Source organism: Massilia genomosp. 1 (genome assembly GCF_011682185.1).
In the GTDB taxonomy this organism is placed as follows: domain Bacteria; phylum Pseudomonadota; class Gammaproteobacteria; order Burkholderiales; family Burkholderiaceae_D; genus Telluria_A; species Telluria_A rubra.
This window is the reverse complement of sequence record NZ_WHJF01000031.1, coordinates 51174-68107: the sequence shown is the minus strand read 5'-3', so window position 1 is coordinate 68107 and position 16934 is coordinate 51174. Positions and strand designations below refer to the sequence as shown.

The 16934-nt window shown below is 64.7% G+C and carries 12 protein-coding genes; 6 read left to right on the top strand and 6 right to left on the bottom strand.

The annotated features are described in order from the left end of the window. Positions 1-683 precede the first annotated feature (683 nt). From F1735_RS14165 to F1735_RS14150, 4 genes are all read right to left on the bottom strand, one after another. A complete protein-coding gene (locus F1735_RS14165) occupies positions 684-1958 on the bottom strand; it encodes a c-type cytochrome (RefSeq protein ID WP_167237532.1) in 1275 nt (424 codons plus the stop codon). Between the two features lie 15 nt (positions 1959-1973). After that, positions 1974-2687 (bottom strand): c-type cytochrome, encoded by a 714-nt coding sequence (locus F1735_RS14160; protein ID WP_167237531.1) that lies wholly within the window; start codon positions 2685-2687, stop codon positions 1974-1976. A gap of 240 nt (positions 2688-2927) precedes the next feature. After that, positions 2928-3536, bottom strand: a complete 609-nt coding sequence (locus F1735_RS14155) for a 3'-5' exonuclease (RefSeq protein ID WP_167237530.1) — start codon at positions 3534-3536, stop codon at positions 2928-2930. An 11-nt stretch (positions 3537-3547) separates the two neighbouring features. Beyond that, positions 3548-4030: a ProQ/FINO family protein gene (locus tag F1735_RS14150; RefSeq protein ID WP_167237529.1), complete on the bottom strand. Its 483-nt coding sequence runs from the start codon at positions 4028-4030 to the stop codon at positions 3548-3550. A 542-nt stretch (positions 4031-4572) separates the two neighbouring features. On the opposite strand from F1735_RS14150, the gene rpoD reads away from it, so the two are divergent. Both rpoD and F1735_RS14140 read left to right on the top strand, forming a co-directional pair. Further along, positions 4573-7131 carry an RNA polymerase sigma factor RpoD gene (rpoD, locus tag F1735_RS14145; protein WP_167237528.1) on the top strand — a complete coding sequence of 853 codons (2559 nt, stop codon included), beginning with the start codon at positions 4573-4575 and terminating at the stop codon, positions 7129-7131. 260 nt (positions 7132-7391) lie between these two features. Beyond that, positions 7392-7787 (top strand): hypothetical protein, encoded by a 396-nt coding sequence (locus F1735_RS14140; protein ID WP_167237527.1) that lies wholly within the window; start codon positions 7392-7394, stop codon positions 7785-7787. Positions 7788-7973: 186 nt separating this feature from the next. Here the strand turns inward: F1735_RS14140 and F1735_RS14135 are convergent, their stop codons facing one another. Both F1735_RS14135 and ppc read right to left on the bottom strand, forming a co-directional pair. Then, positions 7974-9344, bottom strand: coding sequence for a PAS domain-containing sensor histidine kinase (locus F1735_RS14135; protein WP_167237526.1), 1371 nt, complete (start codon positions 9342-9344; stop codon positions 7974-7976). 249 nt (positions 9345-9593) lie between these two features. Further along, positions 9594-12404: a phosphoenolpyruvate carboxylase gene (ppc, locus tag F1735_RS14130; protein ID WP_167237525.1), complete on the bottom strand. Its 2811-nt coding sequence runs from the start codon at positions 12402-12404 to the stop codon at positions 9594-9596. Between the two features lie 142 nt (positions 12405-12546). Here ppc and hemC point away from each other — a divergent pair, with 142 nt between their 5' ends. Genes hemC through F1735_RS14110 form a run of 4 tightly spaced genes read left to right on the top strand, consistent with a single transcriptional unit; the run spans position 12547 to position 16723 of the window. Further along, on the top strand, positions 12547-13587 hold the full coding sequence (gene hemC / locus F1735_RS14125; protein WP_373888522.1) for a hydroxymethylbilane synthase: 1041 nt from the start codon (positions 12547-12549) through the stop codon (positions 13585-13587). Beyond that, positions 13580-14350 carry a uroporphyrinogen-III synthase gene (locus F1735_RS14120; RefSeq protein ID WP_167237524.1) on the top strand — a complete coding sequence of 257 codons (771 nt, stop codon included), beginning with the start codon at positions 13580-13582 and terminating at the stop codon, positions 14348-14350. Before hemC ends, F1735_RS14120 begins: the two co-directional genes overlap by 8 nt. Next, positions 14347-15525 (top strand): uroporphyrinogen-III C-methyltransferase, encoded by a 1179-nt coding sequence (locus F1735_RS14115; protein WP_167237523.1) that lies wholly within the window; start codon positions 14347-14349, stop codon positions 15523-15525. The genes F1735_RS14120 and F1735_RS14115 overlap by 4 nt, the downstream gene beginning before the upstream one ends. Before the next feature lies 1 nt (position 15526). Then, entirely contained in the window at positions 15527-16723 is a 1197-nt protein-coding gene (locus F1735_RS14110; protein WP_167237522.1) for a heme biosynthesis protein HemY, read from the top strand. The last annotated feature ends 211 nt before the right edge of the window (positions 16724-16934 follow it).

Here is a 16934-nt window from a genome sequence, read left to right as displayed (position 1 = left end):
CAGTCCGTTCAGCTCAGATTGCTCGTCCTGGGTAAGCACAATCTCCGTCGCAATTCGCATTAGCTTTCTCCTGGTTGATGCACAAGAATAGCGCCTCATCCGCGATATTTCAATACGAAGCACTGAGAATGCAACACTACACTAGTGGCGCGGGCAGGGCAGGGCCGAATCATTGGTTTTCATACTGACACTGAAACAGGGATCCCACAAACCACAGGCAAGATCAGATCAGGCAAATTGGCGGCATACTCGGTACAGACATTTCTGTATCGCGCGCTGGCGACCTGACTTCCTTTTCAGGGTTCTCCGATGCAGATTTGGCCGAGCTGCGTATGCTCGATCAGCTCAGCAGCCCACTGGCGTTAGTCTACATACGATTCCGTCTAAAAGACGGCGCCACATTGCAGCAGGCCGTGTCGTTCCTGAGCGAAGTTATTCAACAAGGCCGGTCGCCTGACGAATGGTGCGAGGGGCAAGGTTGTTGAAAGGGGTAATGCACAGAGCGGGCACCTCGAAAAACCAAAACCGCAGGGCTGGCGCGGCGGGTGTGCTTATCGGCGGCAACGATCCGGCGGGCGCGTATTGCCAACGTGTGGCGATGCTGGCCGGCCTTGATGGGAGTGGCTCGAGGCCAATGTCGCCCCACCCGTTGCGGGGCACGAATCTCATGCCCCGCGTTCGCTTCAATCGAGCGGCACGCCCCGGTACTTGTTGACCTCCGAGGCCGTCACCGGCGGCGCCTTGTTGCTCCAGCTATTGCGCAGGTAGCTCACCACGGCAGCGACTTCATGATCATCCATGAGGTGACTGTACGGCGGCATGCCGTACGGCCGCGGATTGCCGGCGGTGCCAGGCGCAAAGCCGCCGTTGAGCACGATGCGGATCGGGTTGACCGCTTCCTTCATGGTCAGCGCGCGGTTGCCATCCAGCGGCGGATAGTGCGGCGGCAAGCCTTTGCCGTCGGCACCGTGGCACTCGATGCAGTTCGCTTCGTACAGTTTCTTGCCCTGCGCCAGCACCTGGCCGACGCGCGGGTCGGTCGATATTTCCACCGGCGGCGCCGGCGTGGCCGGGAGCGACTTCAGGTACACCGCCATCGCCGTCACATCCTCGGTTTCCAGGTGCTGCAAGCTGCGCTGCACCACTTCGGCCATCGGACCGAACACGGTGGCGCGCGGCGACACGCCGGTTTTGAGCAGGTCGACGATGTGCGGCACTTCCCAGCTGCCCAGGCCGGCTTCGGCGTCGGAGGTGAGCGAGGGCGCATACCAGCCGATCATTGGAATCAAGCCGCCCGACAAGCCTTCTTCGCTGGCGCCGAAGCTGTTGCGCGTGCTGTGGCAGGCGGCGCAGTGGCCCAGCCCCTCGACCAGGTAGGCGCCGCGGTTCCATGCGGCGTTCCGGGTGCCGACCGGCACGTATTCGCCCGGCTTGAAGTACAGCAGGCGCCAGCCGGCCAGCATGATCTGCTGGTTGTACGGGAACGACAGGCGGTGCGGCTGGCTCGGCGTTTTTTGCGCGGGAACACTCTGCATGAAGGCATACAGGGCATCCGCATCGGCACGGCTGACCTTGGTGTAGTTGGTGTACGGAAAGGCCGGATACAGCAGGCGGCCGTCGCGCGACTTGCCGTTGTGCAGGGCGTTCCAGAAGTCGTCAGGCGTCCAGGCGCCGATGCCGGTCTCGCGGTCGGAGGTGATATTCGGTGCGACCAGGCTGCCGAAGGGCGTTTCGAGCGCGCGCCCGCCGGCGTATTCGGCCCCGCCGCGCACGGTGTGGCAAGCCATGCAGTCGCCGGCCTTGGCCAGGTAGGCCCCGCGGGCGATATTCTGGGCGGTCGGCGCGAAGTCGGCCGGCGACTTGGACGCGATGAAGTCGTTGCGCGGCCAGGCCACGGCGATGGCCACGCCAAGCACGGCGGTGAGCGCCGCGAGGCTGATGAGTAATTTCTTTTTCATGAATCGATTCCTGGCTTAGTCCGGGGCGCTGCCGCAGGCGATGGGCAGCGGGCGCGCGATGGCGGCGGCGGGGCGGGCCTCGGGCGCGACCTGCTGGGTGCCGAGCCAGGCCGCGACGGCGTTCACGTCTTCCAGGCTGAGGCGTTCGGTGATGACGCCCATGCAGTCGGGCGCGTGGGCGCGGCGGGTCTTGGTGCGCCAGGCGCCGAACTGGGCGTTGATATAGTCGCGCGGCAAGCCGGCCAGGCCGGGAATCGCCGGGGCAACGCCGGTCAGTTTCTCGCCGTGGCAGGCGATGCAGGCCGGCACCTTGAGGGCGGCATCGCCTTGCAGGGCCAGCTGGCGGCCGCGCGCGAGCACGGCGGGCGTGGCCTGGGTCGCTTGCGGCGGCGGTGGCGGCAAGTGTTCGGCGGCGAAATGTCCGGCGATCTCGTGCAGGTAAGCGTCGGGCAGGTGATCGACCATGTAGGTCATCAAGGGATACTGGCGCCGGCCCTCGCGGAAGTTGCGCAGCTGGTTGTACAGATAGCCGGCCGGCTTGCCGGAAATGCGCGGGAAGTAGGCGTCGTTGACATCCTTTTTGGCGTGGCAGGAGGCGCAGGCCAGCAGGCGCTGGGCCATGGTGTCCGGCAGCACGGCCGGGCGCTCGGCCGCCTGCAGCGGGGCCGCAGCGAGCGCCGCGAACGCCAGCGCGCCGAGCACACGTGCGCGGGTAAGGGTGTTTCGCATGGATGATTCTCTGATAAGGTGACCGGTGACAGCATCATAGCGCGTCGGGGTAGGGCACGACAGGTGCAGCGCGCAGCGGAAAAGCGGATCAGCGCGGGCTGGCGCAGTGCGCGCGGGCATGCGGGCGACCAGCGGCGTACAGGTCTCGACGAGGGGTCGGGAATGTCGACGATGGTTTTTCATGTAAGCGCCGCTTTGCCTGGGCAAGCGGCAAAGCGCGGGATGACATGCAGGGAGGCGTCAGGACGCGGCCCTGGCGGCCTCCTGCTCCGAGCGCCAGCGCCGGTACACGCGCAGCGCCACATGCGCGTCGTCGGCCGCGTACAGGATCTGCTTGTCGCTCAAACGCGCCAGCGACCAGTTGGTGGTGGTGATCTTCTTGGATTTTTGCAGCTTCTGGCCGAAAAAGCGCGCCACCGCCGTTTTCGCGCCAAGGGTATTGCGTTCGCCCTTGCGCAGCGCGGTCGACAGGTCGAGCACGTTGCGGGCGTCGATGCCGAGTTTGCCTTGCAGGCGCACAATGTCATCCTTCAAACCGAAACCCACCTTCAGGATGGTGGTCGATTCGAGCACGGCCTTGAGCACGCCGATGGCGACCTCGGCCGCCGGCCCGGCGCCGATCTGGAACAGGTAAGCGAGCTCCTCGGTTGCCAGTTGCACCAGGTGCGGGCCGGTCGACTGTTCTCCCTTGAGGAAGGTCGGCTTCGATTCGGTGTCGAAACCGAGCACGTCGGTCGAGCAGAGCGCCGCCAGCGCTGCGGCCGCATCCTGTTCGGAGCGGATCATGCGTACGCTGGCCATCGTGATGCCGTCGTAAGGCGGCAACAGCGCGTCCGGATCGGTCGTCATCGAGGCCGGGATCAACCGTTGCGCGAGAACTTGGAGGCGAGCTGGAGCAGCTTTTCCTGGCGCAGGCGGTTCGCTTCGTCCGCTTGGGCGGCGTCGCGTTCGGCCTTCTTGCGCTCGGCTTCTTTCTTGAAGCGTTGCTGCAAGGTTTCTTTGGCGTGGGTGCGATGGATGTCGCTCACTTCCGCGCCGGCTACGCCGTCGAGGTCGTAGCGGACCGTGGCTTTTTCCATCGCGCGCAGGTAGCGCAGCGATCCGGTATGGATGCCCAGCGCGGCGCGCATGGTCTTGCGGTCCAGGCCGGGAACCCGCGCCAGCAGTTGCTTGTCGATGCCGATCGCCAGGGGAAGGCAGTCGCGAAAGGCGGGGAACTGTTGTTGCAATTGCTTGAGCAGGGAGCGCGCGCTTTGCGCGGGGGCTGGAGCAGGAGCAGGGGCTGGAGCGGGTGCGGTGACGGGAACGTCCGCGGACTCGGCGGCAAGACTAGTTGTATTCATTGACTTCATTGTAAGAGCTGGAACCGGAAGGATAGCATGCGGCCATAGGCGCGTGCGTGGATTTTATTCGCTGTTGGGCATTGCGCGCATGCGCGGAAGGCCGGGAAATCGTGTATGATGCTCCTCTTGCCCTGCGCGCGGGTTGACGAAGCGCAGAAGGTTCAGTCAGCAGGTAGAGGGCGTCCCGGCACCGGCGGTTATCAGCCAGGATTATATCTTTGGCTTATATCTGGTATTCGATATATCAATTATCGCAATATCTCGCCATGGTGCATAATGGTGATTGTCTCTTCTATTGTTCATCTGAAAATAGATTCAAGCCCGTTTTGCCACGGGCTTTTTTTCGTTCCGCCATGCACAGCGCCATTTTGATCATAGCATACGCACCACAGCACCCCCGCACGGGGTACGCCCACCAGGGCCATCGATGCATCCGGTCGTGCTTGCAATTCGGCTACATCGCCCTTAGCTAGGGCCATCCTGATACACGTTCCATCGAGCGCGGTACGCCGAGCTCGGGTGGATTATTGACTGGAGTTTTAATGAAGAACACCGCGAAGACCTTAACCCTGACCGCCACCAAAGCGCCGCGCAAGAGCAGTGCCCAACTGGCCGTACCGAAAACCGCAACCTCCTACTTCCTCGAAACGGAAGCGGCGGCCAAGGTCACGGTGGTCAAGAAGGGTTCGCGCCTGGCCGCGGTGATGGCCGCGGCCGATCCGGTCGAGGTGGGTGCGCCTGCAGAGACCATCGAGCACGCGCTCCAGGAATCGGTCGCCGCCGAGACCATGCTGGCGTCCGCGCCGGCCGCCGACGGCGCCGCCGTGCCGGTGGTGGTGCGCAAGCGCTCCAAACTGGCCGTGCGTCCCGACCTGGCCGCCGGGGTCGATGCCGACCTGGTGCCGGGCATGAAAGTGGCGCCCAAGGCGCGCACCGCGGTCAAGCGGATGGACCCGGAGCCGACCATGATCCAGACCGCCGGCCAGGCGGTCAGCCAGACCACGGACGCGGCCGCGCTGGCCGCGATCGATACCTCCGGCTACCTGCTGCCGTCGGTCAAGGTACCGGGCCGCCGTGGCCGCAAGCCGAGCGAATTCACGCCCGAAAACGACGAAGTCGCCGCGCTCAACGCGGTCGAGCGTGCCGAACTGAAAGCGGTCTCGAAAGCCAAGGAACGCAAGGCCAAGGGTGGCGTGAACGGCATGCTGGCCGCCGATCCGAAAGCCTCGGAAGCCGATATGGAGCGGCGGCGCCAGCAGATCAAGAACCTGATCAACATGGGCAAGGAGCGCGGCTACCTGACCTACGCCGAAATCAACGATCAACTGCCGGAAAACATCATCGATCCGGAAGCGGTCGAAGGCATCATCGCCACTTTCAACGACATGGGCATCGCGGTCTACGAGCGCGCGCCGGACGCTGAAATGATGCTGCTGACCGACACGGTCGCCACCGCCACCAGCGACGACGAAGTCGAAGCGGCTGCGGCCACGGCGCTGTCGACGGTCGATTCCGACTTCGGCCGCACCACCGATCCGGTCCGCATGTACATGCGCGAAATGGGCGCGGTCGCGCTGCTTACGCGCGAAGGCGAGATCGAAATCGCCAAGCGCATCGAGGGCGGCCTGAAAGACATGGTCCAGGCCATTTCGGCCTGCCCGACCACGATCGCCGAAATCATCGCGCTGGCGCACAAGATCGCCAACGACGACCTCAAGGTCGACGAAGTGGTGGACGGTTTTGTCGATCACAACGAGAGCTCGGCCCCGGCCGCGCCGGTGGTGCATGCCGCCCCATCGGAAGATGAGGAAGAAGAGGAAGAAGAAGTCGAGGAAGAAGACGGCGACGCGAATGGCGGCGCGGCCGGTTTCTCGGCCGAACAGCTGGTCCAGTTGCGCAGGAACGCACTCGAGAAGTTCAAGATCATCGAAACCGAATTCGACAAGATGGCCAAGGCCTTCGAGAAGGATGGCTACGGCACCAAGAACTACGTCAAGGCGCAGGAAGTCATTTCGAACGAGTTGCTCGGCATCCGTTTCACCGCCAAGGTCGTCGAAAAGTTGTGCGACACCCTGCGCGGCCAGATGGATGAAGTGCGCCATATCGAAAAAGCCGTGCTGGCGATCTGCGTGGACCGCTGCGGCATGCCGCGCGCCCACTTCATCAAGGTATTCCCGGGCAACGAGACCGACCTGGCCTGGGTCGACCGCGAAGTCGACTGCGCCTACCCGTACAGCGTGGTACTGAGCCGTAACGTGCCTGCGATCAAGGAACTGCAACAGCGCATGATCGACCTGCAAGCGCGCGTGGCCTTGCCGCTGGCCGACCTGCGCAAGATCAACAAGCAGATGGCGGCCGGCGAAAAGCGCGCGCGTCACGCCAAGCGCGAGATGACCGTTGCCAACTTGCGCCTGGTGATTTCGATTGCGAAGAAGTACATCAACCGCGGTTTGCAATTCCTCGACCTGATCCAGGAAGGCAATATCGGCCTGTTGAAGGCGGTCGACAAGTTCGAATATCGTCGCGGCTACAAGTTCTCCACGTATGCCACGTGGTGGATCCGCCAGGCGATCACGCGCTCGATCGCGGACATGGCGCGCACCATCCGGGTGCCGGTCCACATGATCGAAACGATCAACAAGATGAACCGGATTTCGCGCCAGATCATGCAGGAAACCGGCAGCGAGCCGGACCTGGCGACCCTGGCCCTGAAGATGGAAATGCCGGAGAACAAGGTTCGCGAGATCATGAAGATCGCCAAAGAGCCGATTTCGATGGAAACCCCGATGGGCGAGGATGGCGATTCGCAACTGGGCGACTTCATCGAAGACAACGCCACCCTGGCGCCGCTGGACGCCGCCTTGCACGCGTCGATGCGCAATGTGATCAAGGAAGTACTCGATTCCTTGACCCCGCGCGAAGCCAAAGTGTTGCGTATGCGCTACGGTGTCGAGATGTCGAACGACCACACGCTGGAAGAAGTGGGCAAGCAGTTCGACGTCACGCGCGAGCGGATTCGCCAGATCGAAGCGAAAGCGATGAGCAAGCTGCGCCAGCCCTCGCGTTCGGACAAGCTCAAGAGCTTCCTGCACAACCATTAAGATGCGCTGTCCGCGCCGGCTTGCGCCCGGCGCGATGGCGAAGAAAGACCGTGTCCACCCCGCCGGGTGCGCACGGTTTTTTTACGTCCGCGCGCCGGCGGCATCGGTGCGCTTGATCGTCCGGCCTCGGCACATTAAATCAATGGCAACAAATGTTCCCTTTGGCATTGTTAAAAATGCTATGCTTGCGGCCTATTGTTTCATGACTGATTGAGGAAAATATGCAGATCACATTCACACGCCGTCCTTCCCGCCGCACCTTGCTGCTCGCGCTCGCGCTGATGGCGTCGCCGGCGGCCGTCCTGGCGGCCAACACCATGGCCACCCCCGACCCCGCGCTGGTGGCGCGCTATCTGGGCGACACCACGGCACGGCACGCGAAACTGGCCGAGTGCAAGAAGAAAGACGATCCGGTCGGCTTCATGAGCGATGTGGCGTGCATGAGCGCAGAGAACGCCCACCGTAAAGCGGCGAGCAACAACCTGGCGTCGACCTGCGACGCGAGCGATACCTTTGTCTACGCCCCCGCGAAGCTGAAGGGAAAAGCGCGCGAAGACTACTTTATTGCAAATACGCCATCGGAGGCGATCCTGAAGAATTGCAATCTGACCAGGGAAAAATGGCTGAGCGACAGTATGAAAAGAACGCCGCGATAATGGAATCGGAGAAAATCAAGACACCCACCTGGTCACCCGAAAAAAATGCGCATCCGGAAAGCCCGGACGCGCAAACAGGGGGTAGTCAATAAACCAGGCCGACCTTGTCGCACCTGCTTTACCGGGGTCCATTGTACATACGTCCACCCGCTTTTCTGTTACATTTTGTGTATTGTTGTATCCGCGCTAATCCTCCAGCGCCGCTTCTGCCTCGCTCTCGAGCGGAATCATCATCGCCAGGGTGGTCCCGCCGCCCGGCCGGCTGTCGATCACCATCTGCCCGCCGAACACATCGACCCGTTCGCGGATCCCGCGCAAGCCGAACGAGGCCACCTTGGCGGCGTCGCCCGGCCCCATGCCCACGCCATTGTCGACGATGGTGATGGTCAGGTATTCCAGGCCGATATCGAGCCCGATCTCGACCCGGGTGGCCTTGGCGTGCCGCAAGATATTGAGCAGGCACTCCTGGATGATGCGGAAAATGACGTCGGTGTGGTGGCTGTCCGGCAGCGCTCCTTCACCCTCGAGCACGGTGAGCGAGGTGGCGATGCCGCTGCGCCTTTCGAACTGTTGCACCAGCCACTCGGCGGCCGCCGGCAAGCCCAGTTCCAGGGTGCTCGGATGCAGGTCGTTCATGATCGCGCGCACCGAGCGGATGGTCAGGTCGATGGTGTCGAGCACATCGCCCACCTTGCGCTTGAGCAGCGGATGGCGCAGGCTGGCGCGCGCGTGCAGCATTTCCACGTCGATCTTGAGCGCCATCAGGTTCTGGCCCAGCTCGTCATGGATGCCCTTGGCGATGCGCTTGCGCTCGTCTTCCTTGATCGTTTCCAGATGGGAGCTCAACTGGCGCAGCTCGCGGAACGATTCGGCCAGCGCATTCTCGGCCATCTGGCGCTCGGCCACTTCGATGCGCAGCCGGGCGTTGCTGCGCTCGAGCTCGGCCGTGCGCATGCGGATGCGCACTTCCAGGCCGATCTGCACCGCCGCCAGTTCCAGCTCGGCCGCCTTGCGCCCGGTGATATCGGTCAGCATCAGCAAGGTGCCGGCGGCCATGCCATCGTCGCCCAGCATCGGCCGCCCGCTCACGATGGCCCAGCCGATGCTGCCGTCCAGCCGGCGGTACGACAGGTCGTGGGTGCAGCCGACATGGGCGGCGTCGGCGCTGGTCATCTCGTCGAGGTCGCGGGGTGGATTGTCGCCCAGAAACTCTTGCATCGGACGCCCCAGCAGGGTGCCGGGGGTGGCGCCGAACATCTGGGCCACGCGGGCGTTGGCGAAGGTGGTGCGGGCCGCGCCATCGAGCGTCCAGACGCCTTCGTGGGCGGTGTCGATGAAGTGCCGGTAGCGGCTCTGGGCATGGTTGCGCGCGATGGCCAGCGCGCGGATGCGCAGGCTGGACACGAGTGCGGCGCCGCACAGCGCAATGACGAGGGAGAACAACCAGCGCGGCACCGCGTGGGCGTCGCCCAGGGCGATCAAGGCCACCAGCGAGGCCAGCACCAGGACGATGGCGGCTACGGTCAGGCAAAGCGACTCCACGCTCCACGTTTTCATGCGCACACCCCTCGTGTTTCAGACAGGTTGTTGGTCAGTTCATTCTATGCCAACTTGTTGAGGCCGGTGCAATTTGTACAGGACAACGAATCGCCCGTATGCCGCGTGCATGTCGTGTTGGAAAATTGATTCAATGCGCGCCGTGCGCCGCGGCGCAGGGTGTACGCGGACAAAAAACGACCATCCGGCGCCAGGCTGGCGGCGGATGGTCGAGGGGGCAAGCGGGCGGCGCGCGCCGCGCGCCGGGCCTTAGCCCGTGTTGCGCAGGCCGGCGGCCACGCCGTTGATCGACAGGTGGATGCCGCGGTGGACCCGCTCGTCGACCTTGCCCGGTTCGCCCGACAGCGCGCGGTGGCGGTGGATCAGCTCGACCTGCAAGTGGTTCAGCGGATCGAGGTAGGCGAAGCGGTTCTGGATCGAGCGCGCCAGCAGCGGATTGCCAGCCAGGCGTTCATGCGCGCCGGTGATCATCTCCAGGCAGCGCAAGGTGGTGCCGTGTTCGGCCGCGATGCGCTTGAAGATGCGCTCGCGCAGTTCGACGTCGGCCACCAGCCCGGCGTAGCGCGAGGCGATCGCCAGGTCGGTCTTGGCCAGCACCATGTCCATGTTCGAGAGCAGGGTGGCAAAGAACGGCCATTCCTTGAACATGGCTTGCAGGGTCGCGATTTTTTCGTCGCGCTCGCCTTCCTCGACCCATTGCGTGATGGCCGAGCCGAAGCCGTACCAGCCCGGCAGCAGCAGGCGGCACTGGCCCCACGAGAAGCCCCACGGAATGGCGCGCAAGTCTTCGATGCGCTTGGTCGACTTGCGCGAGGCCGGACGCGAACCGAGATTGAGTTCGGCGATTTCGGCGATCGGCGTGGCCGAGAAAAAGTAATCGGTGAAGCCCGGCGTTTCGTAGACCAGGTTGCGGTAAGCCTTGTAGGCGCGCGCGGACAGGTCGGCCATGATGGCTTCGAAGCGGCCCAGCTGCTGCGCCTTGGCGCCTTCGGCCGCATGCGGCATCAGGCTCGCCTCTAACGTGGCGGCGACCAGCAGTTCCAGGTTGCGGCGGCCGATTTCGGCGTTCGAGAACTTGGAGGCGATGATTTCGCCCTGTTCGGTCAGGCGGATCTGGCCATTGACGGTGCCCGGCGGCTGCGCCAGGATCGCTTCGTACGACGGTCCGCCGCCACGGCCGACCGTGCCGCCCCGGCCATGGAACAGGCGCAGCTTGACACCGGCATCAAGGAATACCTTGACCAGGTGGATTTCGGCCTTGTACAGCTCCCAGTTGGAGGTGAGGAAGCCGCCATCCTTGTTCGAGTCCGAGTAGCCGAGCATGACTTCCTGGAGCTGGCCCTGGTGCGCGATCAGTTCCTTGACCAGGGGCAGCGCCATCCACTCGTTCATGATGCCGGCCGCGCGCTGCAGGTCGGGAATGGTCTCAAAAAGAGGAATGACCATGGCGTCGAGCTGCTTGTCGCGCGCGCGCAGCAGGCCCGTTTCTTTTTGCAGCAGCAGCACTTCGAGCAGGTCGGACACGGTCTCGGTGTGCGAGATGATGTAGTTGCGGATCGCGCGCTTGCCGTAGCGCTGGCGGATATCTTTCGCCGCGCGCAGGATCGCCAGTTCGGACGCGGTTTCCTCGCTCAAGTCGGCGTACGGCGAATACAGGAGGCGCGCTTGCGCCAGCTCGGCCAGCAGCAGTTGCACCTTTTGTTCTTCGGTCAGCCTGGTGTAGTCGGCTTCGACGCCGGCCCCGGCGAACAGTTCGGCCAGCACCCGTTCGTGTACGTCCGAGGTCTGGCGCATGTCGAGCGAGGCCAGATGGAATCCGAAGATGGCGGCGGCGCGCTGCACCGTGGCCAGGCGCGGCTTGACCAGCAGTTGGCCGTGATGGGCGCGCAGCGAATCGGCCAGCACGTCCAGGTCGGCGCAGAATCCGGCGGCGTCAAGATACGGCGCGGCGTGCCCGACTTCCTTGCGCAAGATGTTGGTCGCGCCCAGCGCACGGGCGGTGGCGGCCAGGCGCGCGTAGATGCCGATCAGGGCGCGCCGGTACGGCTCGTCGCTGCGGTGCGGCGACTGGTCGGGCGAGGCGTCGGCCAGCGCTTGCAGGGCGTCGCTGGCGCCGACCATCAGGGTCGAAATCGACAGCTCGGCGCCGAGCGCGTGTACTTCGTCGAGATAGAAGTCGAGGATGGTGGTGGCCTGGCGCACTAGCGCGTGCTGCATGGTGCCGGCATTGACGTTCGGGTTGCCATCGCGGTCGCCGCCGATCCAGCTGCCCATCTGCACGTAGGAGTTGTCGGTGAGCGCCGCGTCGGCGCCCGGATAGTGGGCGGCGATTTCTTCTTCGATGTCGTCGTACAGGCCGGGCAGCTCGCGCAGGAAGGTGATGCGGTAGTAGGACAGGGCGTTGTCGATTTCGTCGGCCACGGTCAGCTTGGAGTAGCGCAGCATGCGCGTCTGCCAGAGCGTGGCGATGCGCGCGTGCAGCAGCGCCATGTTGGCCACCCGTTCGCGCGGCGTGAGCGGCAGGTCGCGTTCGGCCAAGAGGCGCGCGATGTCGTGCTCGGCGTCGAGAATGCTCTTGCGCTGCACTTCGGTCGGGTGGGCCGTGAGGACCGGGGCGATCAGGGCGTCGCCGAAAAAGGTGCGCACCGTGTCGCTGGCCACGCCGGCGGCTTTCAGCTTGGACAGCGCGAAGCTCACGCTGCCCTGTTGCGGCGCCGAGCCGGCCAACAGGTGGGCGCGGCGGCGGCGGATGTGGTGCTGGTCCTCGGCGATGTTGGCCAGGTGCGAAAAATACGAAAACGCGCGCACCACCGAAATGGTTTGCTCGCGCGTGAGCTTGTGCAGCAGGGCGGTCAGGTCCTGGCCGGCCTGGGCGTCGTCCTCGCGCCGGAAGCGCACCGCCGTCTGGCGGATGGTCTCGACGACATCGAACACGGCTTCGCCTTCCTGGTCGCGCAGCACGTCGCCGAGCAGGCGGCCGAGCAGGCGGATATCTTCTTTCAGCGGGGCGTCCTTGTCGAGGAGGGGAGGGTTTTCTTGTGCAGCGGATGAATTTACCATGTTGGACCACAGAGTTAAAGTTGGTGCAAAGGCTTCTGGCCAGGTTCTGCAAAGGGGACGCATGATAAAATTTGTGATCTTATGCATGTGCCGATGACTGCCATAACCGGTTTGAGGTTTTACGACAGTGAAAGAATCCGTTTTGAAAGCAACTGAATTGACTGGTACGCCTTCGCGTCCGCAGCAGCCCTCCAAGCTCATTATCGCTTCGCGTGAAAGCCGTCTTGCCATGTGGCAGGCCGAGCATGTTCGCGCGCAATTATCTTTATTATATCCGCAGTGCAGCATCGAGATTCTGGGAATGACCACCCGCGGCGATCAGATCCTGGACCGTACTTTATCAAAGGTCGGCGGCAAGGGCCTGTTCGTCAAGGAACTCGAGGTGGCCATGGCCGAAGGACGCGCCGACCTGGCCGTGCATTCGCTCAAGGACGTGCCGATGGACTTGCCGGAAGGGTTCGAACTGGCCGCCGTGCTGGAACGGGAAGACCCGCGCGACGCCTTCGTGTCGAACGACTTCGCCAGCCTGGACGAACTGCCGCCGGGCGCGGTGGTGGGCACCAGCAGCCTGCGCCGGCAGTCGCTGATCGCGGCGCGTTACCCGCAGCTGGTGATCAAGCCGCTGCGCGGCAACCTCGATACGCGCCTGGGCAAGCTCGATCGCGGCGAGTATGCCGCCATCATCCTGGCCGCCGCCGGGCTCAAGCGCCTGGGGCTGCCGCAGCGGATCCGCTCGCTGATGGACCCGGCGCACTCGCTGCCGGCGGCCGGCCAGGGCGCGATGGCGATCGAAATCGTCTCCGGCCGCACCAATGGCATCGACCTGCGCGACGTGCTCGCGCCCCTGAACCACGTGCCGACGGCGCAGCGGGTGGCGGCCGAGCGCAAGGTGTCGAAGGTATTCGGCGGCAGTTGCCAGATTCCGCTGGCGGCCTTCGCCACCATCGAGGGCGACGTGATGCACTTGCGCGCCATGGTGGCCACGCCGGACGGCAAGCGCAGCGCGCACGCCGAACTGCGCGGCCCGGCCGACGATCCGGAACTGCTCGGCCAGCAAGTGTCGGACTTGCTCGACACCCAGGACGCGCGCGCCATCCTGGCCGAGTGCAAGGCCGATGCCGCCGTGGCGGACGCCGCCGCCGCCGCGCCCGCCATCCCCAGCGCGCCCGCAGCCGATGCCTGATCCTGTCATCATCACCCGTCCGCTGGCGCAAGCCGGCGCGCTGGCCGAGCAGGTGAGGGCGCTCGGGCGCGAGGCGGTGCTGCTGCCGCTGCTCGATATTGCGGCGCTGGACGACCAGGGGCCGCTCAAGGCGGCGCTGGCCGGCATGCACGACTGTGCCATGGTGGCCTTTGTGTCGCCCAACGCGATCGATGCGGCGTTTGCCCACATTACCGTGTGGCCGACCTGGGTGACGCTGGCCGTGCTGGGCGAAGGCAGCCGCGCGGCGCTGGAGCGGCATGGCATCAACAACAACACGGCGACCATCGTCAGCCCGCGCGACCCGAGCCGCAGCGACTCCGAAAACCTGCTCGAGACGCTCGACCTGGCGGCCCTGGCCGGCCAGAAAGTGCTGATCGTGCGCGGCGAAAGCGGACGCGAGCTGATGGCCGACGGGCTGCGCGCGGCCGGCGTGATGGTCGCCACCGTGCCGGCCTACCGGCGCACCGTGCCGCCTCTGACGGCGGCGCTGGCGCAGCAGTTGCGCACGCTTTTGCAGGTTGACAACGACTGGATCATCACCAGTTCCGAAGCCCTGCGCGGGTTGGTGGCGCTGGTGGCGCAGATCGGCGACCCGGCCCTTGTGGGGAAAATGCAACAACAGCACCTGATCGTGCCGCATGCCCGTATTGCCGAGACGGCAAGCGGGCTGGGCCTGACCAGCTTGACGCTGTGCGGATCAGGCGACGAACGTTTGCTTGCCGCGTTACAATCACGAGCATGAACGAATTGCCTACATTACCTGAACACAACGCAGCGCCCGGCGCCGCACCCCAGCCAGCTCCCGCGGACCAGTACAGCGCGCCGCCTGCGCGCGCACGCGCGGGCGGTGAGAGCATGAGCGACATCTTGCAGCGCCCGATGACGGTGGTGGTGATCCTGCTGGCCCTGCTGCTGGCCGCGCACGCCTGGTCGACGCGCAGCAATCTGCTCAAGCTGCGCATGGAAATGGCCAACCGCCTGCAAAAGGGCGATGTCGTCAATACCGAAACGAGCGTGCTGGCGCGTACCGTGCAAGACCAGACCAAGGACTTGCAGGCCAAGGTGAGCCTGCTCGAAAACCGCCAGGTCGAAGCCCAGAGCCAGCAACTGGCGCTGGAACAGCTGTACCAGGACTTGTCGAAGAACCGCGACGAATGGGCGCTGGCCGAAATCGAACAGGTGCTCTCGACCGCCAGCCAGCAGTTGCAACTGGCCGGCAACGTGCAGGGCGCGCTGATCGCGCTGCAAAACGCCGACCGTTCGCTGTCGCGCTCGGACAAGCCGCAATTCATCACCATCCGGCGCGCGATCGCCGCCGACATCGACAAGCTCAAGGCCTTGCCGGCGCTGGACCTGACCGGCGTGGCGCTGCGCCTCGACAACGTGATTACGCAAGTCAATACGCTGCCGATGCTGGCCGATGAAAAACCGGCGCTGCCGGCCAAGCCGGCCCGGGCCGACAAGCCGGCCGCCGCGCCGCTGGCGCTCAAAGCGGGCGTGGCCGGCGTTGCGGCCCCGCTCGTGGTCAAGGAATCGATGCTCGACAAGGTCCAGGACGTGTGGCAGGGCTGGACTGGCGACATGTGGGATGAAATGCGCCAGCTGATCCGCGTGCGCCGGGTCGACACGCCCGCAGCGCTGATGCTCTCGCCGTCGGAAACCTACTTTGTGCGCGAAAACGTCAAGCTGCGCCTGCTGAACGCGCGCATGGCGCTGCTGGCGCGCAATGAAGTGGCCTTCCGCAACGACCTGGTGGCGGCGCAGGATGCGCTGGCCAAGTATTTCGATACGCGTGCCGGCAGCACCCAGACCGCGCAAGCGCTGCTGCGCCAGGTCCAGGCCAGCAATCTGGCGATCGAGATGCCGTCCCTGTCCGACAGCCTGAACGCGGTGCGCAACTACAAGGCGAAGCCATAACATGCGCCTTCTTCTCTGGTTAGTCGCGCTGATGGCAGCGGCCATCGGCATTGCCGTGACGGCACGCTTTAATCCTGGCAACGTGGTGTTTTTCTACCCGCCGCACCGGATCGACATGTCGCTCAATTTCTTCGTGGTGGTCGTGGCGCTGCTGTTTTTGGTCGTGTACGCGCTGCTGCGCGCGGCCCGCGCCACCTTCGGCATGCCGGCCCGCGTGGCCGCCTACCGCAAGAGCAAACGCGAACGCGATGGCAACAAGGGCTTGCGCGACGCGCTCAAGGCCCTGTTCGAAGGGCGCTTCGGGCATGCCGAAAAAGCCGCCATGCGCGCCGCCGAACTGCCCGAAAACGCCGGCATCGCCGCCCTGATCGGCGCCCGCGCGGCGCACCGCATGCGCCAGGGTGCGCGGCGCGACCGCTGGCTGGCCGGGGTGGTACACGACAATGCGCTGAAAACCGCGCGCCTGATGACCATGACCGAACTGCTGGTGGACGACCACCAGCCGCAGGCGGCGCTCGACGCCGTGGCCGAACTGAACGCCAGCGGCACGCGCCACATCCACGCGCTGCAATGGTCGATGAAGGCGCACCAGCAAGCGAAAAACTGGCCCGAAGTGCTGCGCCTGGTGCGTTCGCTCGACAAGCACAAGGCGCTGCATCCGGCCTTGTCGGCGCGCCTGCGCGAGCTGGCGTACGACGCCTTGCTGTCGGACAGTTCGCACGACGCCGAATCGATCCTGCGCGTGTGGGCGAGCGTGCCGACGGCCGACCGGGTCAAGCCGTACGTGGCGGCGCGGGCGGCGGCGGCCTTGAATGCGCGCGGCTTGCACGACGAAGCGCGCGCCAGCGCCGAAGAAGCGCTGCGCGCCGACTGGGACGAGCGCGTGGTGCGGGCCTACCGCGAGTCCGCGGCGCAGGCCGGTTCGCCCGCCTTGCTGGCCCAGATCGAGCATTGCGAAACGTGGATGAAACAGCGTCCGACCGACGCCGAGCTGGCGCTGACGCTCGGTTCGCTGTGCCTGAAACAGAAACTGTGGGGCAAGGCGCAGCGTTACCTGGAACAGGCTTTGTCGGACGCGACCGAGCCGCGCATGGTGCGCGAGGCGCACCTGAAACTGGCGCAGATGCATGAAGCGCTGGGGCAGCGGGACGAGGCGAATGCGCACTTCAGGCAGTGTGCGCTGGCGAGTATTTTGTAGGCAGCTCCCCTGGCTAAAGGCATTTTGATTAGTTGTTAACCTCAACCGTCGTCCCCGCCTTCGCGGGGACGACGGTTGAGGTTAACAGTATCAGTAAGAGCGACGATATTTCAACCGTCAGCCAATTTTCAGGGCCTCCCCAGCTCATTGATCCACATCGCACAGGTTTCACCGCTTGCTGCAATGCACAAGCCTGCGTGAAATATCGTTA